General features: G+C 63.0%; 18 protein-coding genes. 7 read left to right on the top strand and 11 right to left on the bottom strand.

Annotated features, from left to right (window positions below):
- Positions 1-190 precede the first annotated feature (190 nt).
- The 9 genes from I1A62_RS01390 to I1A62_RS01350 are packed head-to-tail and all read right to left on the bottom strand — an operon-like array spanning position 191 to position 9,493.
- Positions 191-856, bottom strand: a complete 666-nt coding sequence (locus I1A62_RS01390) for a hypothetical protein (RefSeq protein ID WP_219453605.1) — start codon at positions 854-856, stop codon at positions 191-193.
- On the bottom strand, positions 832-2,289 hold the full coding sequence (locus I1A62_RS01385; RefSeq protein WP_219453604.1) for an MCE family protein: 1,458 nt from the start codon (positions 2,287-2,289) through the stop codon (positions 832-834). The genes I1A62_RS01390 and I1A62_RS01385 overlap by 25 nt, the downstream gene beginning before the upstream one ends.
- A gap of 1 nt (position 2,290) precedes the next feature.
- The gene (locus I1A62_RS01380; RefSeq protein ID WP_219453602.1) at positions 2,291-3,397 is read right to left on the bottom strand and encodes an MCE family protein; all 1,107 of its coding nucleotides are present in this window, start codon (positions 3,395-3,397) and stop codon (positions 2,291-2,293) included.
- Complete coding sequence (locus tag I1A62_RS01375; RefSeq protein ID WP_219453599.1) at positions 3,394-4,617, bottom strand: MCE family protein; 1,224 nt, start codon at positions 4,615-4,617, stop codon at positions 3,394-3,396. The genes I1A62_RS01380 and I1A62_RS01375 overlap by 4 nt, the downstream gene beginning before the upstream one ends.
- Positions 4,617-5,618, bottom strand: coding sequence for an MCE family protein (locus I1A62_RS01370; RefSeq protein WP_219453598.1), 1,002 nt, complete (start codon positions 5,616-5,618; stop codon positions 4,617-4,619). The genes I1A62_RS01375 and I1A62_RS01370 overlap by 1 nt, the downstream gene beginning before the upstream one ends.
- The gene (locus I1A62_RS01365; protein WP_219453596.1) at positions 5,615-6,649 is read right to left on the bottom strand and encodes an MCE family protein; all 1,035 of its coding nucleotides are present in this window, start codon (positions 6,647-6,649) and stop codon (positions 5,615-5,617) included. The genes I1A62_RS01370 and I1A62_RS01365 overlap by 4 nt, the downstream gene beginning before the upstream one ends.
- Positions 6,646-7,845 (bottom strand): MCE family protein, encoded by a 1,200-nt coding sequence (locus tag I1A62_RS01360; RefSeq protein WP_219453594.1) that lies wholly within the window; start codon positions 7,843-7,845, stop codon positions 6,646-6,648. The genes I1A62_RS01365 and I1A62_RS01360 overlap by 4 nt, the downstream gene beginning before the upstream one ends.
- Before the next feature lie 3 nt (positions 7,846-7,848).
- On the bottom strand, positions 7,849-8,679 hold the full coding sequence (locus I1A62_RS01355; protein ID WP_219453592.1) for an ABC transporter permease: 831 nt from the start codon (positions 8,677-8,679) through the stop codon (positions 7,849-7,851).
- 31 nt (positions 8,680-8,710) lie between these two features.
- A complete protein-coding gene (locus I1A62_RS01350) occupies positions 8,711-9,493 on the bottom strand; it encodes an ABC transporter permease (RefSeq protein WP_219453590.1) in 783 nt (260 codons plus the stop codon).
- Between the two features lie 725 nt (positions 9,494-10,218).
- Here I1A62_RS01350 and I1A62_RS01345 point away from each other — a divergent pair.
- On the top strand, positions 10,219-11,295 hold the full coding sequence (locus I1A62_RS01345) for an ABC transporter ATP-binding protein (protein WP_257890335.1): 1,077 nt from the start codon (positions 10,219-10,221) through the stop codon (positions 11,293-11,295).
- Between the two features lie 408 nt (positions 11,296-11,703).
- Here I1A62_RS01345 and I1A62_RS01340 read toward each other — a convergent pair whose 3' ends face one another.
- Entirely contained in the window at positions 11,704-12,240 is a 537-nt protein-coding gene (locus tag I1A62_RS01340; protein WP_374710693.1) for a pirin-like C-terminal cupin domain-containing protein, read from the bottom strand.
- Positions 12,241-12,665: 425 nt separating this feature from the next.
- On the opposite strand from I1A62_RS01340, the gene I1A62_RS01335 reads away from it, so the two are divergent.
- The 5 genes from I1A62_RS01335 to I1A62_RS01315 all read left to right on the top strand — a co-directional run bounded on the left by I1A62_RS01335 (position 12,666) and on the right by I1A62_RS01315 (position 18,492).
- Positions 12,666-13,790, top strand: coding sequence for a flavin-dependent monooxygenase (locus I1A62_RS01335; RefSeq protein ID WP_219453588.1), 1,125 nt, complete (start codon positions 12,666-12,668; stop codon positions 13,788-13,790).
- A gap of 128 nt (positions 13,791-13,918) precedes the next feature.
- The gene (locus I1A62_RS01330; protein ID WP_219454997.1) at positions 13,919-14,374 is read left to right on the top strand and encodes a flavin reductase family protein; all 456 of its coding nucleotides are present in this window, start codon (positions 13,919-13,921) and stop codon (positions 14,372-14,374) included.
- 326 nt (positions 14,375-14,700) lie between these two features.
- Positions 14,701-17,052 carry a transketolase C-terminal domain-containing protein gene (locus I1A62_RS01325; RefSeq protein WP_219453586.1) on the top strand — a complete coding sequence of 784 codons (2,352 nt, stop codon included), beginning with the start codon at positions 14,701-14,703 and terminating at the stop codon, positions 17,050-17,052.
- A gap of 27 nt (positions 17,053-17,079) precedes the next feature.
- A complete protein-coding gene (locus I1A62_RS01320; protein ID WP_219453584.1) occupies positions 17,080-18,213 on the top strand; it encodes a 2-oxo acid dehydrogenase subunit E2 in 1,134 nt (377 codons plus the stop codon).
- 33 nt (positions 18,214-18,246) lie between these two features.
- Entirely contained in the window at positions 18,247-18,492 is a 246-nt protein-coding gene (locus I1A62_RS01315; RefSeq protein WP_219453582.1) for a DUF3263 domain-containing protein, read from the top strand.
- A 129-nt stretch (positions 18,493-18,621) separates the two neighbouring features.
- Here I1A62_RS01315 and I1A62_RS01310 read toward each other — a convergent pair whose 3' ends face one another.
- Positions 18,622-19,152, bottom strand: a complete 531-nt coding sequence (locus I1A62_RS01310; protein ID WP_219453580.1) for a YceI family protein — start codon at positions 19,150-19,152, stop codon at positions 18,622-18,624.
- 442 nt (positions 19,153-19,594) lie between these two features.
- Between I1A62_RS01310 and I1A62_RS01305 the strand changes: the two genes are divergently transcribed.
- Positions 19,595-21,487 carry an acetolactate synthase large subunit gene (locus I1A62_RS01305; RefSeq protein ID WP_219453578.1) on the top strand — a complete coding sequence of 631 codons (1,893 nt, stop codon included), beginning with the start codon at positions 19,595-19,597 and terminating at the stop codon, positions 21,485-21,487.
- The last annotated feature ends 206 nt before the right edge of the window (positions 21,488-21,693 follow it).

Genomic DNA, 21,693 nt, shown 5'->3' with positions numbered 1-21,693 from the left:
AGCGCGCAGAGGATGAACGCCGAGCACCCGAGTGCAAGGACTCGCCGGCGACTCCTACTTGCGCCTGGGTGGCCCGGTTCGATCGAGACCTCCGTGGGGGTGCCTGACGGCTCACCGGCCGTCGTCGAATCGGCAGGAACCACGTCCTGAGGTGTGGCGGTTGATTTCATGGTTGTGCTCTCGGTGGTGGTCATGCGACGAACTCCAGATTAGAGATCATCCAGTGGTCGTTCTCCTGGGCGAGGCTTATTCTCATGCGGAAATGCCGCTGTTCGCCGTCCGGGGCCTGAGCGTTCTTGACTGTTGCGGTCACTGCCGTTAGGACCTGTGCACTTGTCGGGTCCTCGTGGACAATCCCGGCCTCGATGACGTTTCCTACCGAATCGACCTTGCTGTCACTGACCATCTGGGTGACCGTGGCTGCTTGCTGGGCGAACTGGTCTCTGAATGCACCGGTCGCCATGCTCAGGACGTGGTCGATATCGGATTGCGCGGTGTCGGCTTTGATGCTCGTGAGACCGATCGAAGTATCACGAGCAACGTCGAGCACGGCCGCACGCCGCGCGTCGGCTCGGTTCGCGTCCTGCAGTCTGCCCCACAAGGTGGCTGTGACAACGGAGGTAGCGACGATGGCCGCCACGAGCACGAACATTGTTGCGCTGAAGGCTTTGTGGTGGGCCAGGTACTTGCGTCCGTGCGTGAGCGCGGTCCATGTCGCACCATTGCCCGGCTCGTCTCGTGTCGCTACCGATTCCGCGTTCTCGTCGACCTGCCGGGGATTTCGAGGGTCTGCGCGATCGATGAGTCCCACAGCAGTGTCCGAACCGACATCTACTTCAGAATCAGATTTTTCCATGTTTTCTTCTCCATATCTTGCTCCTTGGCGGACACGGTGCCCAGCAGGTACAACCGCCCATCCGGACCTGACAACAACCCAGTTCGTGGGTCGTACGTGGTTTTCCAATCGCTGGTCTGCGCATGAAGTCCCGAACTGACCGAAGCGCCATCCGGCGCCGGTGCCGTCGCGGCCGCCGGTGCGGGCGACGACGGCGGGAGCGTGGGGAACCCGGGCGACGACAGCGTGACGGGGGGAACCGAGCCGACGGGTACGGGCTGGCTGCCACGCGGTCTGCCGAGGCACTCCTCGAAGTAGGGGGTTCGAAGGTCTTGGTCGTTCGCGCACGGGGTGTTGCGTGCTCCACGCACGTCCCGCGGATCGTCCTGGGCAACCTTGCAGTACATGTCCGCCGGTTGCGGTGCCGGACTGACGTCCTCCCACGCTCGTTGCTCGGACATAGGATTGAATCCCTCGTAGCACGGCGGCGGGTCGTTCGCCGTTGTGCGCACCCGAAGGCGGATGGACGTTCCCTCATCGGTGTGGATGAAGGCCGTCTGCAACGCGGCGACCACAGCGGGATACAACACCAGGGACTGCGTCAGGCCCGGAATCTGGAGTCGCAGAACTTCTCCGGTGGACGTGAGATTGTCGAGCAGCACCGGCAACGACTGGGATATCCCCGCTTCCAGGTCGGTGATCGCTGTTGCCGTCGTGGGAGCGTCGTCGACGACCGCCCGAAGATCATGGTCGCTGTGCGCAAGTTGCGCGGTGAACGATGCCATATCCCTGGTCAGTGATTGAACGTCGGCGTTGACGGAACTCTGGGTCTGGAGGAAGGGTGGAAGCTCTCGGAACACCTCGCCGGATGAGTCAGCGTGTTCGGCGGCATCGCTGACGATGGTGTCTGCGTGCGAGATGATTTCCCGGATGTCCTGTTCGGCACCCTGAAAAGCGGTGGACATCTCATCGAGAAGCACAGCCGAATTGCCGGCCGGGATTGCCCGCGCAAGCGCGGTCACGCTCGTCAGCATGTTCGTGATGGGCTCTTGCGGGGCCGTGCGGTCGGCGGGGATGACCGTACCGGCGTGCAGGAAGGGCGGTTGGTCCGTTCCGGACGTGAGCTCGACATACTGTTCGCCGACGGCGGTCGAACTGCGAATCGTGGCGTGCACGTCGGCCGGAATCGACGTGGCGTCGTCGAGGGCGAGGTCGAGTCGAGCGCCGGTTCCGTGCAGTGCGAGGCCAGCGACCTTGCCGACCTCGACGCCACGCAGGGTGACCAGGGCGCCGACGTAGATTCCGGTGGCGTCGGTGATTTCCGCGGAGACGTGGTACTGCTGAAATCCGATGAGACGTGGAAGCTTCAGGTACTGAACTATGACGACAGCTGTGGCCACGACCGCGATGATGGCGAAGGCGGTGAGCTGCATTTTGATCAACCGTGTGAACATGTCAGTTTCCCTGCCCGGGGAGTGGAAGCGCGGGAATCAGCAACGATTGCAACGGATTGGTTGTCCGTCCCGCGTCGGTTGGTGGCGCGGTCACGATCGGAGCCGTCGCAAACGCCCCACCGAGGTCCTTGGTGGTGAGATTGAACGTGCCTGCAGCGCTGAGGTAGTCGCCTTTGAGGACGTTGTCGTGAGTGCTGACCGGAAACAGTAGGGTGAGGAGGATGTCGGCGGCGTTCGGTAGGTCCGGAGCAGCGGTTACCAGGCTGTCGAGGATCGGTTGAAGGTCCGACATGATCGACAGCAGCGACTCGCGTGATCCCTCGACGGTTTGGGTGCCGAGATCTCCGAAGGTCGCCATCGCGCCGGCGGCGTTGACGATGTCGTTCGACTGTCTGTTCAGTACGGTCAACCCGGGTTCGAGTCGTTCTATTGCACTGCCGAGTTCGACCTTTTGATCTGTGAGGCTCTTACCGAACGTGTCCATCTGATCGATCAGGCCGGTGATCTCGTAGCGCTGGGTGTCGAGCGTTCCGATCAGTGCGTTGAGTTGATCGATGAGGTTCCGCACTGTTCGATCGTTCCCACCGAAGGACTTGTTCATCTCGACAGTGATGGTTCGCAGGTGGTCGACGGCGCCGCCGTTGAGCCACAGTGACAAGGAACCGAGTAACTCCTCGGTCTCCGGGAACTTGGAGGTGCGATCGAGCGGTATCACGGCACCGTCGTCGAGATGGCCGGTGCTCTGTCCATTCGGTGGGACAGCGAGCTCGACGATCTGGGCGCCGAGGAGGCTCTTCTGGCTTACCGCCGCGGTGGTGTCGGACGGCAGGACGACGTCACCGCGTATGCCGACCTCCACCACCGGTTGCCAGCCGTCCAGGCGGATCGACTTCACTGTTCCGACCGTGACGTCATTCAACTTCACTTCGGAATTCGGAACCAGGTTGGCGACGCTGTGGAATTGGAGGGAGACGGTGTAGCTGCCCTCGCCCGTTCCTTCACCAGGTAGGACGATCGAGTTGACACCTTTGAACCCGCACCCGGTGAGGGTGGCGGCGGCGAGGGTGAGGGCGGTGCATGCGCTGATGCGGCGGAGTGTGCGGCTCACTTTGGTCCTCCAGAAATTCCGAAGAGGGATCCCAGCGCGCCGGTAGTGATGGGCGGTGTCCCGGGAACTGGCACTGTTGCGGCCCCTGCCGCTGCTTGGTCGGTGGTACCCGGACGGTTCAAGATGTTGAAGCCCAGAGGCAGATTCGGATTGTCGAACTGCTTCAGGTAGGGGTCGAGAGATGCACGGCAGTCGTCGAGGGTCCCCCCGAGAGAGAAGACGGTCTGGCACACGAATGTCGGTACGTCGCCGAAATGTGGCAGCGCGATTCTGCCGGTGAAGGAATGTGAATTCGGGTCGTAGATGTTGTAGAAGTTGGCCAAGGTGATCGGTAGCGAGTGCAACACATTGGCCAATGCGGTCTGGTTTTCTTGGACCATGGTCGCGACGTCGCTGAGTTGGCCGACGCTCGACTGAATTCGGTCCTTGTTCTGCAGGACGAAATCGGACACTGCGCGCAGGGCCTCATCCAGCTGCGTGAGCGCTTCTGCCATCCGACCCCGATTATCGTTCAGCAACGCTGCAATCGAAGCCAACTGGGATGTGAGAGTTTGTATTTGCGCGTCACTCTGGTTCATCGCACGAATGAACTTGTTGAGGTTGTCGACCGTCGCGAAGAGGTTCGTGCTGTTCCGTCCGATGGTTGCCGCGGCATCGTGTAACGCGGAGATGGTCTCGCGAAGTGATTGGCCATTGCCTTCGAATCCGGCAGCGGCACTGTCGACGAATCGTGCGAGGGAGCCGGCTTGGTCACTGCCCTGGGGTCCGAGCGCGTCTGTGAGGGTCGTCAGCTCATCTTTGATCTGGTCCCATTCCACCGGCACCGCCGTGCGTTCGACCGGTATGTCGGCGCCGTCGATGAGCTGAGGTCCGCCCGTGTACGCAGGTGCGATTTGGATGTATCGCCCGCTGACGAGCGCGGGTGCGACGATCGCGGCCATCGCGTCGGCCGGCACCTTGCGGTTGCCGTCGAACTCGAAGGTCACGACGACTTCATCACCGCGGGGTTCGACGTCCGTGACCTTTCCAACCTTCACACCGAGGATGCGCACCTCGTCGTCGGTGTAGAGTCCGCTGACCCGCTCGAAATGCGCGGTGACCCGTGTTGCCGGAGCGACGTGATTCCACACGGTGATCGTGCCGAATCCCATGGTGATGACTGCGACGACGCCGATCGCAAGGTACGCCCACCGCCTTGCGCGGCCTGTCGTGGGGGACATCAGCGGCCTCCCGTCATCAGTTCCGGCAGACCGGGAATCAGGTTGGTGGGAGCGAGGTTCGGTATGTACAGGTTGAACCCGGGGAAGGCGGACAGGACCTCTCCCAGGGCGCGAAGCACTCCGGCGCCACCGGTGAGAGTCCCCGCGACCGACTCGCGGTTGCGTTGGAGGAGCGCGAGCGCGGTGTCCAGTTGAACCAGCGCAGGACGGAGTTGTTCCTGATTGTCGGTCACGGTCCCCTTCAGCTGTACCGACAGGGCCGAGGTGTTGCTGAACAGTTGGTCGAGGGCCTGGCGTTGTTCGTTCAGTGTCGATATCAACGTCGAGCCATCTCCGATGAGTTGCTGGACTTGGGTGTCCCGGCTCGCGAGGATTCCGGACACGCTGGCGGTACTCGCCAAGAGATCCTGAACCGCCTGGTCACGACTTCCGACGGTCGTCGAAATACGCTTCATTCCGTCGAGGAAGGGTCGGATCTCGTCGGTGGTGTCATCGAATGTCCGGGAAAGGACATCCAGGTACTCCGAGACTCGGGGAGTATCGATGTCGCTCACGTTCTTCGTCAGATCCTCGAGCGCGGCGGCGACGTCGTAGGGTGGCGTCGTGCGGTCGAGCGGGATCAGTTCGTTGTCGCCCAGGTTTTCGTCGCCGTCCGGCACCACCTGCAATGCCTTGCGGCCGAGCGGGTTTTGTGCCTTGATCTGGGCGGTGGTGAGATCACCCAGTTCCACCGAGTCGTTGTCGATGGTGAAGGTGACCTGTACCCAGGTGTCCATCAGCTCGACCTCGTCGACCTTGCCGGCGTGGACCCCCGAGACGATGACGCTGTCGCCGGATGCGATGCCCCCCGCCTCGGTGAAGGCCGCACGATAAGTTCTGCCGCCGAAAGAGCCCATGCCGCCGTTGATCGTGAGAACGGCAACGAGGCCCACCACGATCACTGCGGTACCGACGAAACCGAGGCCGGCTGCGCTCCAGCGGGGGAGTCGTAGTTGCTTCATTTCACCGGCTCTCCGTTGCAGCGGGCAATGTCACTGTTGATCCACGGAGTCTTGACATCCTGACCTAACGGGTCGAATTGGAATCGCAGGTTGCAGAGGAAGAAGTTGAAGAAGTCGCCGCTGACCCCGATCCGGCTGACTGCACGGTAGGTCTCCGGTAGCTCTTGCAGTGTGCCTTCCAGTGAAGCGGTGTTGTCGTTGATCGTGGTGGAGGCTTGCTGGAGTTTCGGCAGAGAATCCTTCAGATCGGGCCGTACCTGCGACAGCAGATCCGCCGCCGAGGACGTCAGACCGTTGATCTGCACCACGGCCTGCGATACCGGGTCGCGGCCCTCCGACAGAGCAGAAACCAATCCCTGCAGTTGGTCGATCAGGTCCGTCACTGTGCGATCCCGGCTACTGATGACGCCGAAGCCGTCGCGGAGGTTGGTGATGACCTGACCGATGACCTGGTCGCGATCTGCCAGGGTGGATGTGAGCGAGGCCGTCGACGCCATCAGGGTGGCGATCGAGCCTGATTCCCCCTGGAATGCGGCGATGAGCGATCCGGTCAGGGAATTGACCTGCTCGGGGTCGAGGGTACGGAACAGTGGCTTGAAGCCACCGACCAGTACGTCGAGATCGACGGCCGGGCGTGTGCGCTCGACCGGGATCGTCCCACCTTCGGGGAAAGATCCTGCACCATCACCGTCGCCCGGGAGAAGTTCGAGATAGCGATCACCCACCAGATTCTTGTAGCGAATCGCGGCCTCCACGCTCTCCGGCAGCTCAGGTGCATCGGACACGTCGAACGTGACTCGCACTTCGTTCCCATCGGTCAGTTCGAGACCGCCCACGGTTCCGATCCGGACCCCGCCGATGCGGACCTCCTGGTTCGGCTTCAGGAAGGACGCATCGGTGAATATGGCGTGATACGTCGATTTCGGACCACCAGTCTGGGTTTCGTTCAGCGCGAGACCGAGAAGGGCTGCGGCGATGGCAGCGACCAGAAAGAAGATCGACAGTTTCACTGTTGTCGCAATGTTCTTCATGGGTTGCCGGCCCCCTTGGTTCCGAGATCTCCGAACAGGAACTGTCCGAGCTGAACCCACCCGATTTGAATGTTGTTGTTCTTGGCCGGGTAGGGGTTGGCGCCGGTGTCGTAGGCGACGTAGGGGACAGAATCCGGATTTGCGTGCGGCAGTCCGTGACAGTCCGGGCCCGTGTCGACACCCGTCTTCGGCAAGTCCCGCGGGAATTCGTACGCGGGAAGCCCAGGAACGAAGCCCAGCTCCGCGCTCATGTTCTTCTGCACACCCCCGTATCCGGGCCCACCCATGACCGCCCGCCACTGATCGGCGTTGTAGGACGAGCCCGCGACCAGGCAGGACACCACTGGCGAATAGCGCTCCAAGACACCAACCGTGGGCTCGAGGACGTCCAGGGTGGTGATGAGGCGGCCGCCGTTGTTGCGCAGGAAATCAGAGTTGTCGTTGCCGAACTTCGTCATGGACAGCCAGAAGGCGCCGAACTGCGCCTGCCGTTCTGTGACGGTCTCACTCGTGATGCCGACGTTCGACATGGTCTCGATGAGGGGCGGGAAGGACTGTGAATAGTCGTGAACCACCTCGGTTGCGGCTGGCAGCGTATCGACCACGGCAGGAAGATTGGGATTGAATTTGTTGAGGTACTCGTCGAGCTTGCGCATAATATTCGAAATTTGATCGCCCTTACCGTCGACGGACCTGGCGACGGACCCGAGCGCGGTGTTCAGCTTCTGCGGGTCGAGAGCTGCTAGTGCCTTCATCACCGCGTCGAAGGTCGAATTCAGCTCGACGGTAACGTCATCGGTGGCGAGAACGGTGTTCGGCCGGAGGTGGTTCGCCGGGGTGGCTTCCGTGTCGGAGATCAGATCGACGAACTTGACGCCGAACACCGTCGGCGGAATGATTCGGGCCTTAATATCGCCGGGAATCTCGGAGATTCGGTCAGGGTCGATGTTCAGGTGCAGCCGCGCGCCGTCGCCGTCCACATCGATGTCACCGACAGTGCCGACGGGGACGCCGCGGAGTTTCACGGCTGCGCCCGGTTCCATGAGGAGGCCGGCGCGTGGCGACATGAGGGTCACGATCTCCGATCGTGTGAAGGCTTGGTTGAATTGGGCAATCGCCGCCGCGACCATCGCGCCGACGGCGAAGACCGCGACGCAGCCGAGAAGGGGCAGCCGCTGGGAGTGTCGAGTGGTCACTGTCTACCCCGTGATGTGCACAGTCGAGGCGCCACCGTAGATGGCGAGATCCAATACGAGGTCGATCATCATCACCGATATCAGGGAGGAGCGGACGGCACGGCCGACGGCCTCACCGACGCCGGCGGGCCCCCCGGAAGCGTGATACCCGTGGTAGCAGTGATTGGCCATGACGAAAACGGCCATGACCAACGCCTTCACGAACGACCAGAAAATGTCGCTGGGTATCAGGAAGACGCTGAAGTAGTGGTCGTACGTGCCACCGGACTGTCCGTACCCTGCGGTGACTATGAGGCGCGTCGCGATGAACGAACCGATCAGTGCCAGGCAGTAGAGCGGGACGACCGCAATCGATCCCGCCAGAATGCGCGTCGTGACGAGGAAGGGCACCGACGGGACGGCCATGACCTCGAGTGCATCGATTTCCTCACTGATTCGCATCGCGCCGATCTGTGCGGTAAATCCGGCGCCGACGGTGGCCGTCAATGCGATGCCGGCGATGACCGGCGCGACCTCACGTGTGTTGGAGTACGACGCCACGAAGCCTGCGAGCGCTTCGATGCCGACGTTCGCGAGGGAACTGTAGCCTTGGAGTCCTACCTCCACTCCGATCGCGGCAGTCATGAACACGACCACGACGACAGTGCCGCCGATCACCGCGAGACCACCGGTGCCGAGACTCACCGACGCCAGCAGTCGCATGACCTCCTTCCAGTACCGCCGAGACGCGTGTGGCACTCCGGTGACGACATGACCGTAGAAGTCGGCCTGTGAACCGATTTCCGTCAGCTTGCGGACAGGCGCTCGATATATGAGGTGAAGCCGCCTGCCCATTCGAGACGTGGGATACACGATTGTTGCGCCCCTAATATTTTGACTGGAGGAAGATTGCGGAGATGATCGAGTTGGCCAGAAAGAGCAGCATGAAGCTGAAGACGACCGTCTGGTTGACGGCGTCCCCGACCCCCTTGGGGCCACCTTTGGCCTTGATGCCCAGATAGCAGGCGACCAACCCGGCGAGCAGCCCGAACACTGCTGCCTTCAGTTCGCTGACGAGGAAATCGACGAGATTGACCAATAGGGTCAAGCTCGCTACGAATTGGCCGGCACTGGCGTTCTGAACGAGGACGGTGAACAGGAAGCTTCCGGTGAGACCGACGACGGTTACTATTCCGTTCAACGCGAGAGCCACGAGGGTCGAAGCGATCACACGCGGCGCTACGAGGCGCTGCACGGGATCGAGACCGAGGACTTCGATTGCGTCGATCTCCTCGCGGATTTTTCGCGCACCGAGATCAGCGCATATTGCGGTTCCACCCGCGCCGGCGACAACGAGGACGCTGACGAGAGGCCCGATCTCACGGACCACCGCCATACCCGCTCCCGCCCCCGACAGGTCGGAAGCGCCGAGTTCTGCCATCAATTGGGTGAGCTGGAAGACGACGATCACACAAAATGGAATGGCCACCATGATGGTGGGGACAAGTGCGACGCGAGCGATGAACCAGGATTGAGTGATGAGTTCCTCGACCTCGAACGGCCGCCGGAACATGTGCTTGAACGTCTTCCCGCTCATCCGATAGAAGCCGCCGACATCACCGGCAACCGTCCAGATCCCGCGACGAGCAGCCTCGGATGCGGTGCGCATCCTGGTGGTCACCACAGCCGGACTGCCTGGTCTACCCTCGCGGCCGCCGACAATATTGCAATGAGCGGATACGTATCGTGCGGAGTCGTCGTCATTGTCACGTGTGTCCTCCAGTAGGAACGGGCCGCCGGACGGCGTAGTCACGCGCGTCTGCATGGCTTCGTGGAATCTGGTCGCACAGTCATGGGCACCGCTTCGCGCCCCGCCGATACTCGTCATTCCGGGTGTCGGCTGGTTGCCATCTGTCCCCGCTCCCGCGTTTCGGGCGGTTACGAGCAACCGTGTCGCGGGACATATTTCTGCGGGGGTTGTGTGCTGACACACACTAAGGCGCACTATGTTATAACGTCAAGGTGGAGCTTGGGTTGTGATGATGATTGCCGTCATCGGCGTGCTCTATCGTCCCTGAGACGGCATCTGGCCGAGCATGTCTCGTGCCCCTCCCTGCATGTCGCCATCCCGCGAGGCGTGTGCGCGGAGATCTCGGTGGGAGTTTCGGTCTTGTGGAAAATTCTGACGACCGGGGTTCTTTGTTATCACATATTGCTTTATGGTGACGAGACGACGTAGCTGGTATGGACTGCGTGGCTGCAACGCGCATGTCAGTCGCGCCTGAGCTCGTCCAGGGACCCTCATGTGTCGGAGTAAACCGATCAGACCGTTGGTCCGCGCGCCGGGTGAGTAGTTCCGTGTCAGTGCAAGCAGGTGGATCACAGGAGGTAGACATGGGTGTGGAAGTGGCGGTTCAGGACTTGACCAAATCCTTCGGCTCGCAGCGGATCTGGCAGGACGTCACATTGACCCTTCCGGCCGGTGAGGTCAGTGCGTTGCTGGGTCCGTCGGGCACGGGTAAGTCGGTGTTCTTGAAGTCGCTGATCGGTCTGCTCCGTCCGGAGCAGGGGTCGATTGTGATCGACGGCACCAACATTCTCGAGTGCTCGTCGAAGGAGTTGTACGAGATCCGGAAGTTGTTCGGGGTGCTGTTCCAGGACGGTGCGCTGTTCGGGTCGATGAACCTGTTCGACAACGTGGCGTTCCCGTTGCGGGAGCACACCAAGAAGTCCGAGTCCGAGATCCGCAAGATCGTGATGGAGAAGATGGAGCTGGTCGGCCTGCTCGGGGCCGAGGACAAGCTGCCCGGGGAGATCTCCGGTGGTATGCGCAAACGTGCCGGGCTGGCGCGGGCGCTGGTGCTGGATCCGCAGATCATTCTGGTGGACGAGCCCGACTCCGGCCTCGACCCCGTCCGCACCACGTACATTTCGCAGACGTTGATCGACATCAATGCGGAGATCGATGCGACGATTCTGATCGTGTCGCACAACATCAACCTGGCGCGGACGGTGCCGGACAACATCGGCATGCTGTTTCGTCGTCAGTTGGTGATGTTCGGACCGCGGGAAGTGCTGCTGACTTCGGAGGAGCCGGTGGTCAAGCAGTTCCTGAACGGCACGATGATCGGTCCGATCGGGATGTCGGAGGAGAAGGACGATGCCACCATGGCTGCCGAGCAGGCGATGGTCGACGCCGGTCATCATGCCGGTGGTGTCGACGATGTCGAGGGCATCGTTCCGCAGATGAAGGCGACGCCGGGGATGCCGTTCCGGCAGGCCGTGGCCCGCCGGCAGGAGCGGGTCCGGCACATCATGCATACCCTTCCCGAGAGCGCGCAGATGGCCATTCAGGAAAGCTTCGACGACACCTCTGTGACAATGGATTTCGGAGGCGGGTTCACCGATTCAATCTATGAAGACGCAGTCGATTCGCCCTCGACCGGGCGTGGCTGGAGCTATGCGCCATAGACGTCGGTCTGGCGTTGTTGACACACAATTCTCAAACTCGAGTGCCCCGCCCCCTCCTGCGATCGCAGCCGGGCGCCGAACTTGGATCAAGGCCGGGGGCGTCGTGCGCGGCGAACGCACCGGACGAGAGGTCAATCAGAATGTCGTGACGACTGGGGTCCCGCACCAGGATGCCGGTGAGGGGCGACAGTCGTTCTCGAGCCGTTAGCGGTGCTCGAACACCGGCGTGCGCTTTCAAGGCGAACGTCGTCGTCACTCCCTCTATCTCGCCACCGATGCTTTCGGTGAGCGTGGTCCGGACGAGCGGTGACCGATTCCTTCGCCATCATCGCCACTGAGATATCTCGGTGACAGGCTGAGATGGGACGGGCCGGGACAGGTGTCTCCGACGCGCGTCCATCACGCCGGTCACTGTGGGGCGAATCGTCCAGCGCGGTAGTCGAGGAATGCCTGGCGAATTTGCGCCTCGGTATTCATCACGAACGGTCCGCCCGCGACCACCGGTTCGTGTAATGGTTCTCCCGCACCGAGAAGAACTCGCAGATCTGTGACCGCGGTGACGCTGAGTTCGGTGTCATCGCCGCTGGTAGGACGGTCCAGCCACAGAGTCTGCCCAGCTCGGCCGGAGGTGTGGGTCGCGCCGAATTCGCCATTTCCTCCGCTGCCCGCGGTCATGAACTGAACGTCGCCGGAACCGAGAACCCCACAATTTCCACGATTATCGGAATGGGTGAGCGCACCCTCGATTACATAGGTGATCGTTTCGATTCCTCGATGCGGGTGCATTCCGAAGGCGCCGATTCCGAAGTCGTCTTCCATCATGAGCAGGAACGGATCGTGGCGCACCCAGTTGCCCGCCGGGATCATTGCCCGAGCGACGTGCTGGGGCGAATCCTTGATCAGGGCGGGATCGTCGACGTGGGCGATACGACGAGCGATCGGCACGCTAGCGGGCTCGCGGTTCATGCCCATGTTCCTTTCGGCCTGGCTCCACGGTCGCCGGTGTACAGGCAACTCGCACAATGTGTTATCGAATATTGCACACTGGTGAGGTGTCCACGCCACCGCGGGTGGGTTCGGATTCGGCAACTGTATCGACTGCCGCAAGAACGCAATGGGCTCCGCCATTTTTTGGCGGTGCGCGCAAGAGGCATGTGGCCCGGGTCACGTAGCGTTTGTGGTGGTCGTACTCAGGATGTCGACACCGCAGATCAAGGGCCACTTTCGCCGGCGACTCGTGTCCACGACGTACAAGTCGAAGCTCCCTGTCTGGCCGATGGTTGGCCCAGATGTCCCGTTGAATGAAAGAAGTGAGAACAGTGACTGCTACTGCGATGCCGCGTGATACCCGGGATTTGTTGGCGGAGGCGGTGAAGATTGTTCCGGTGGTGGCCGAGGGGGCGCCGGAGGCGTTGGAGTTGCGGCGTGCTCCGGATCGTTCGGTGCAGGCGTTGGTCGATGGTGGTTTGACGGTGATGTCGTTGCCGGTGGAGCGGGGTGGGTGGCGTGCGCCGACGGCAGTGCAGGCGGAGGTGATGGCGACCCTGGCCGAGGCGGATGGGTCGTTTGCGTGGGTGACGTCGATTTACAACGCGGTCGGGCACATGGTGTGTGCGTTCGGTGATCAGGCGCTCGATGAGTTCCTCAGTTCGGATGTTCCGCGTTCGGCGGGTGTGTTCGCGGTGACCGGCCGTGCCGCGGCGGTCGAGGGTGGGTATCGGGTCAGCGGTAAGTGGGGTTTCAGCTCGGGTCAGCATCATGCTGGTTGGATCATCGTTCCGGGTATTCCGGACGAGGGTGGGGCGCCGGTTGCGTTCCTGGTGCCGAAGGCGGAGTTCGAGGTCAAGGACGACTGGTTCGTCACCGGTTTCATCGGGACTGGCTCGAACACGGTGGTGCTCGAGGATGTGTTCGTGCCCGAGCATCGGGCGATTCCGTTCATGGACATTGTGACCGGGAATTATCGGACGGCGTCGTTGGCCGGTGACACCTATTACAACCAGCCGTTTGTGCCGTTTATGTGTGCGATGTCGGTGGGTCCGGCGATCGGGCTGGGTCGTGCGGCGTTGCGGGCGTTCGAGGAGCGGGTGGGGTCTCGGGGGATCACTTACACCAACTATGCCCGGCAGGCCGATGCGCCGATCACGTTTCATCAGCTTGCTGAGGCGCGGATGAAGCTTGATCAGGCGAAGTTCCATGCGGACCGGATTACCGGTGCGGTCGATGGGCATGCGGCGTCCGGGGCGGTGTGGGAGATCGCCGAGCGGGTGCGGTGTCGGGCGGATATCGCGTGGGCGATCAAGCTGACGCGGGAGGCTTGCGAGATCATCGAGCACGGTTCCGGTGCGAATGCGTTGCGGGGTTCGGACAAGCTCGGTTCGATTCTGCGGGACATCCGCACCATGTCGGTGCACTCGTTCCTGTTGCACTCGACCAATGCGGAGTTGTACGGGCGGATCCTCGCGGGCAACGAACCCGACGTCCCCTTCATCTGACGAGAGACCATGTGTGCAATCGCCTTGCATCATGTGCAGTCGCAGCGACGGTCATGGGCTGCAGGAGAAAAGGAATCAGATCGATGAGTAATGAGAGCGATTCACTTCAGCACAGTTTCAAAGAGGCTATGGCTCACGTGGCGACTCCGGTTGCGGTCGTGTCCTCCGTGGACGGAGGACTGCCCGTCGGAACGACCGTCAGCGCCTTTATGTCACTGTCGATGACCCCACCGATGGTCCTGGTCTCCCTGGACAAGGGTTCGGAGACGCTCGAACTCGTGGCGACTTCGCGGCGGTTCGGCCTGAACATCCTCGCCAGTGACCAAACGTCGACCGCGCTGAAGTTCGCGAAGAAGGGCGGCGTGGGGAAGTTCAACGGCGTCCGGTGGGATCTGGATCATGAGGTGCCCCGGATCACCGGTGTCGCCGGTTGGGTCGCCTGCACCGTGGGGCAGATCGTCGAAGGCGGTGACCACATGATCGTCCTGGGCACCGTTGTAGCGGCGGAGCACGTTCATGGCGAGCCCCTCACCTATCACGGACGGGTGTTCGGAACTCACTCCGCCATCGAAGTGCTGCAGTAGCCCGTCGCGCCCGCCCATGAGCGATCCGGATGGAGTCCATTCTCGCGATCGGAGTTTGGCACATTGCCCATCCCGGTACTCACGGCAGCGCATGAACTGGGCATTGTGCTCAAATTATCGATCCGTTCTTGCGCAATGCGGGACCATGATCCACTGTTATAACAACTTCGCGCCCAACAAGGACGATGCGACGACAGATCCGCCGCTTCTGTCTCAGGCCGAGCCGATCGGGCCCATCCGCTCCCGATCGGCTCGGCTGTCCCGCCGTTCAGCCGTACCCCGATTGCGCCCCGCGCAACATTTCGCATGTAAGGAAAGAGATTCCGATGTCCAACACCCTGACCGCCGCTCACGGGTCCGAGACCCCGGCCGCACAGACCGGCGGTTCGGTCGATCTGGAAACGCTGGAAGCGATTCAGCAGCGAGTGTTGTGGCTTTCGACGTCGATGATCCATCACGCCAACCGAATCCGGCCCAACCCCACAGGTCTGAAGGTGGGCGGCCATCAGGCCTCGTGTGCGTCGATTGTCTCGATCATGACCTCTCTGTGGTTCGAGCAACTCCAGCCGGGCGACCGGGTGTCGGTCAAGCCGCACGCCTCCCCGGTCTTGCACGGCATCAACTACCTGCTCGGTGAACTCGACGAGAAGTACCTGACCACGCTGCGGGAGTTCGGCGGCCTGCAGTCCTACCCCAGCCGGTCCAAGGACCCCGACACCGTCGACTACTCCACCGGTTCGGTCGGTATCGGCGCCACCGCCCCGATCTGGGGTGCCATGGCCCGCCGTTACGTGCAGACCACCACCGGGGGCGCGGGCACCGGCCGCCAGTACTCGCTGGTCGGAGACGCCGAACTCGACGAGGGCGCGGTGTGGGAGGCCATCCTCGACCCCGGTATCGCCGACCTCGGTGAGGTCGTGTGGATCGTGGACCTGAACCGCCAATCCCTGGACCGGGTCATCCCGAACATCGCCGCGAACCGGCTCGAGAAGATGTTCGACGCCGCCGGCTGGCAGGTGATCACCGTCAAGTTCGGCAAGCTCCTCGAAGAACTGTTCACCCGGCCCGGCGGGCAATCACTGCGCACCCGCATCCTCGAGATGCCGAACCCGGAGTACCAGCGGCTGCTGCGCTGCAGCGCCGACGAGGTCCGCACCCGCCTGCCCGGCGACGGCCCCGGCAGCACCGACATCGCCGCCCTGATCGCCGGCCTCGACGACGCCACCCTGACCGCGGCCATCCGCAACCTCGGCGGCCACGACCTGTCCGCACTGACCGCGGCGTACCGGCAGATCGACGACACCCGGCCGACCGTGATCATCGCCTACACCATCAAGGGCTACGGGCTGCCCACCCAGGGACACCCGCAGAACCACTCCTCGCTGCTGTCGGTCGACGAATACGCCTCGCTCGCGGCGGATCTGGGCATGGACCCGGCGTCGCCGTGGGGCCGGTTCGCCGCTGACTCCGCGGCCGGGCGGCGGTGCGCGAGGAACGCGGAGCGGCTGCGCCGGAACCCTGTCCCGGCGCTGCCCGCGCTGACGATTCCCACCGACATCGGCCGCACCCCCAAGGGCACCGCCACCACCCAGGCCGCCCTCGGCCGGGTGCTGCTGGACCTGACCCGCGAAGCCCCCGACGCGGCCAAGCGGGTGGTCACCGTCAGCCCCGACGTCAGCTCGACGACCAACCTCGGCGGGTGGGTCAACAAGGTGGGCGTGTGGTCCGCCGCCGAGCGCCGCAACTGGTTCGACGACGACCGCGAGACGATCATGCACTGGAATGAGCGGCCCACCGGGCAGCACATGGAACTGGGCATCGCCGAAACCAACCTGGTCGGGCTGATGGGGGAACTCGGGGCCACCTGGAGCCGGTGGGGACAACCGCTGTTCCCGATCGGGGTGATGTACGACCCGTTCGTCGAACGGGCGCTGGAACCCTGGTCCTACGGCATCTATGCGGGTGGGCAGTCGATCCTGGTCGGCACCCCCTCCGGTGTCACGTTGGCCGCCGAAGGCGGTGCGCACCAGTCGATCAAGACCCCGTCCATCGGGCTGGAGCAGCCCGGGTGCATCAGCTACGAACCGGCGTTCGCGATCGACACCGAGTGGACCCTGCTGGCCAGCATCGGCCGGCTCGGCCGCCCGGACGGCACCTCCGCCTATCTGCGCCTGTCCACCCGCCCCGTCGACCAAACATTGGCGGCGGTGCCCACCGATCCGGCGGCCCGCGAACGCCGCCGCCGGCAGGTGGTCGCCGGCGGCTACCCCCTCGTTCGTCGAGAGGATGCGCTGGTCACCCTCGTGGCGATGGGCGCGATGGTGACCGAAGCCCTTGTGGCCGCCGACCGCCTCGCTGAGCAAGGCATCCCCGCCGACGTCGTCTGCGTCACCAGTCCCGGGTTGCTGTTCGAGGCGGTCCAGGCGCGGCAGGGCCGCGGGTCCGGGGAGAGCTGGATCCTCGATCAACTCTTCCCCGCCGACCGCGCCACCCCGATGGTCACCGTCCTCGACGGCCACCCGCACACCCTGGCCTTTCTCGCCGGCATCAACCAGGTGCGCAGCACAACCCTCGGGGTCAGCAAATTCGGACAGGTCGGCTCCCTCGACGACGTCTACCGCTATCACGGCATCGACACCGACAGCATCGTGCGGGCCGCGCTCGACATTCTCGCCTGATCTCACACGCCAGGAGCACACAACATCATGACAACCGAACAACTCGCAGGTACGACGGTGCGCATGCCGGCGCTGGGCGAGAGCGTCGACGAGGGCACCATCACCCGGTGGCTCAAGCAACCCGGCGATCACGTCACCGCGGAGGAACCGCTCCTCGAGGTCGCCACCGACAAGGTCGATACGGAGATTCCGTCGCCGATCACCGGGATTCTTCGACACATCCTCGCGGAAGAAAACGACGTCGTCGCAATCGACGCCGAACTGGCAATCATCAGCGAATCGTCCAGTGGTCCGATCGACAATTCGCCTGCGCCTCCGACACCGGCACCCGCTGCGGATCCGGCACCGACCGCAGCAGCGGTGCCCCCGGCTCCGGCGACGGTTCCCTCACCGTCCCCGGAGCCGGACACGGGCAGCACAACTACCCACGTGACGCAGCCCTCCATCGGCGCGATCACCGAAAAGCTGCCGCGCATTCGCCGCACCATCGCCCAGCGGATGGTCGAGTCGCTGCAGACCGCCGCCCAGCTCACGACGGTCCTCGAAGTCGACGTCACCGAGGTCGCCCGGCTACGAACGGCGCACAAGGACGACTTCCTGCAACGGACCGGAATCAAACTCTCGTTCCTGCCGTTCTTCGCCAAAGCCGCCGTCGACGCGCTGGCCGAACACCGCGTTCTCAACGCCTCCCTCAATACGGGGGTCACCGAGGTGACCTACTACGACCACTGCCACTTGGGCATGGCGGTCGACAGCGAGAAGGGGCTGATGGTGCCGACCATCCGCGATGCCCAGCAACTCAGCATCGAGGGCCTCGCCCGGGCGATCGCGGACAAGGCCGACAAGGTCCGTACCGGGAAGATCGCTGCCGATGAGCTATCCGGCGGCACCTTCACCCTCACCAATACCGGAAGCCGCGGCGCCCTGTTCGACACCCCGATCATCAACCAACCCCAGACCGGAATCTTGGGTGTCGGGGCCGTCGTCGAGCGGCTGGTCCCGACGCGACACGACGGCGAGCTCCGTATCGACGTACGGTCGATGGCCTACCTGTCCATCTCCTACGATCACCGCATCGTCGACGGCGCCGACGCTGCCCGCTTCCTCGCGGCCGTCAAAACTAGGCTCGAAAAAGGCTTCACCAAAACGGATTTGACCTGAACGCAAGACATCGAATCGGGACTAGGAGGAATGGTGACCCGAGACACCCACGCCATGCTGGCGTTCGCAACCAAATGGTCCCGTTTCGGCGGAGGAGACGAATACATCCTTCCCGAGTTCGGAATCACCCCCACGGTGTTCTACCAACGCATTCTCGCGATGGTGACCAGCACCCTGATCAACGAAGTCGACTTCGCAACCCGCACACATCTGCGGGAGTTCTGCTCTCACAAAATCGTTCAGGCGAAGGCAACCCCTCCTGTGCAGGTTTCGCGGTAAAACGGCCCGACACGCTGCGGTGTCCCCCTCGGCGGCTGGGTCACTTGCAGGATGCTGGCTACTGGAACACGATGGAGGCCCGGTGATTTCTCGCCGGGCCTCCTCCTGGTCTGCGGTATGTCGACCGCCTCACTCGCCGCCAGAGAGGGCCACGATCGTGATTCCCAGGTGCACGAGACGGGACACGCCCGCCCAGGGGCCCAGCATAGGGAATACCGTCCTATCCAGCGTCACATCGGCGACGAGTTCGAGTGCACCGTCACCGGCCTTGACCGACCGGAGCTGCAACCGTACGGGAGCGGTGGTACCCCGTACAGTCACCTCGCACGGGACGCTCTCGTCCGAAAGGTCGACATTCTCGATCGCCACCTGGACCGTGGGGTGCTCGCGTGTGTGGAGGTAATGCGAGGACCGCAGATGCCAATCACGCGGTGCCAGGCCAGTACTGATCTCGTCGGCGGCGAGGACACCGGTGCCGGCGAGCTTGCCGCCGCCGATTTCTATCGAACCGTCACGAATGGGGAAGTTTCCTCGGACCCACATCGCCCCGAAGGCTTTGGCGCGAAAGGTGACAACTGACCGTGCGGTGTCGACGACGTACGCTCCCGCGGGAATCGAGTCGGGCGAGAAATTGGATGACACGGAGTGAATGTCGGGCATAGCGGAGAGCTCCTCCAATCGGGTGGCCTACGGCACCATCGTAATATGTGATAACAGACATACTAAACGAGTTCGACACTCCTTTCAAACCCTCTCTACCGTCACAGATTCGACTGCTACAAGGACGAAATGAGGCCGCGGCAAGTCCGAGAGGTCGGCGTCGATGCTTGGCACGATGCTCAGCCGCACAGGCCGGCCGCCATTGAAACCGTGCGGATTGATCAACCTCGGCGGCGGCGATTGCACTCTCTGCAAGTCACTGATTGACTATTGCCACGACAGGCCCGGGGAAGTGGGACCATCCCTTCACGCGGCCACCGGGAGAGCTCACGAGGCTGTGGTCCCGGACGATGACACCGCCGCCGCTACCGATCCGGCGAGTCTGAACCACAACCGTCTGCCGTCACGAGGTGCACCGCGGACCCGAACCTAGGAACTGCACGTGCGCTCATCTGTCTCTACCGCCCCAGCCACGCAGCGACGTCTCGCTGCGGTCAGCGAGAGCGACTCTCCTGTTCCCAATGTCGAAACATGCAGTTCGGACACTCAGGACAACCGACCGACACGAGTCACCGGCGCGCAAGCGGTGGTGCGTTCGCTCGAGGCGCTGGACGTAGACGTTGTCTTCGGCATCCCGGGCGGGGCCATCCTGCCCGTCTACGATCCGTTGGTCGACTCCCCGCGAGTCCGCCACGTGTTCGCACGTCATGAGCAAGGCGCCGGGCACGCCGCGACCGGTTACGCGCAGGCCACAGGCAAAGTCGGAGTGTGCATGGCGACTTCCGGGCCGGGCGCGACGAATCTGGTTACTCCCCTTGCCGATGCGCAGATGGACTCGGTGCCGGTGGTGGCCATCACCGGCCAGGTCGGGCGCGGGCTGATCGGCACGGACGCCTTCCAGGAAGCCGACATCTCCGGCATCACCATGCCAATCACCAAGCACAATTTTCTGGTGACGGCCGCCGAGGACATCCCCCGCTCCATTGCAGAGGCATTTCATATCGCCGCCACCGGCCGCCCCGGAGCGGTGCTCGTCGACATACCCAAAGACGTCCTGCAGGCCACGACTACATTCTCCTGGCCCCCCGCCATGGGCCTGCCCGGCTACCGGCCGGTGGCCAAACCGCACCGCAAGCAAATCCGTGCGGCAACCGAACTGATATCCCAAGCCAAGGCACCGGTCCTCTACGTGGGCGGTGGCGTGATCAAAGCCGAGGCCTCGGCCGAGCTGGTCGAGTTCGCGGAACTGACCGGCATTCCCGTCGTGACCACGCTGATGGCGCGAGGAGCGTTCCCGGATAGTCATCGACTGCATTATGGGATGCCCGGTATGCACGGAACCGTCGCCGCAGTGGCGGCACTGCAAAAGAGCGACCTGCTGATCACACTTGGTGCGCGGTTCGATGATCGCGTCACTGGTGAGGTGACCTCGTTCGCGCCCGGCGCGAAGGTCATCCACGCCGATATCGACCCCGCCGAGATAGGGAAGAACCGATACGTCGACATTGCCATCGTCGGCGACTGCAAGAAGACGATCGCGGCCTTCATGGATGAGATCAGTGGGCGACCGGACCGAACTCCGGCGACCGGCCTGGCGGATTGGCTCGCGTACCTCGACGAGGTCCGTCGCGCGTACCCACTCAGCTACGACCGACCCGCAGACGGAAGGCTCTCTCCGGAATTCGTCATCGAGTCCCTCGGCAAAGCTGCTGGTCCCGACGCGATCTATGTTTCCGGCGTCGGACAGCACCAGATGTGGGCCGCTCACTATATCGACTACGAAAAGCCGCGCACCTGGCTCAATTCTGGCGGCCTGGGCACGATGGGTTACGCGGTTCCAGCGGCACTCGGAGCCAAACTCGGAGCACCGGACCGCGAGGTGTGGGCGATCGACGGAGACGGGTGTTTCCAGATGACGAACCAGGAACTGGCCACCGCCGCGATCGAAGGTGTCCCGATCAAGGTCGCCTTGATCAACAACGGAAACCTCGGCATGGTGAAGCAACTTCAGGCGATTCACTACGAGGGCAGGTACTCGAACGTCGACCTCGGTACGCATTCCCGGCGCATCCCTGACTTCGTGCAGCTCTCCGAGGCGCTCGGTTGTGTCGCCCTGCGCTGCGAACGCGAGGAGGACGTTGCCGCGGTGATCGCTGAAGCCCGCTCGATCAACGACCGCCCTGTCGTCATCGACTTCATCGTCGGCGACGACGCCCTGGTGTGGCCGATGATCGCCGCCGGCACCAGCAACGACCAAATCATGGCCGCGCACGGGATCCGTCCCCTGTTCGACGACAACGAGGAATCCATCGAGAGAGCCGCGATCGAGAACTGACGATAAGTATCGCTAGCGTTGTGCACCTGAAATTTACTGGGCTGGTGTGTGTTCGGAGATGAAGATCTCCTCGGTCTTCGTCCAGCCGAACTGATTTCGGGAACTGGCGTCCGTGCCTGATTCAGTCGCGGGTGTCCTTCCCCAGTGCGGCAACGCTTCGGGAGACTTCGCGGTGTGACACTCCAAGTAAGGGAAATATCGTGTTA

The organism is Rhodococcus sp. USK10, from assembly GCF_019378875.1.
Classification (GTDB): domain Bacteria; phylum Actinomycetota; class Actinomycetes; order Mycobacteriales; family Mycobacteriaceae; genus Rhodococcus_F; species Rhodococcus_F pseudokoreensis.
Note: the sequence above shows the minus strand (reverse complement) of the source record. Positions and strands in the feature narration are given on the sequence as shown.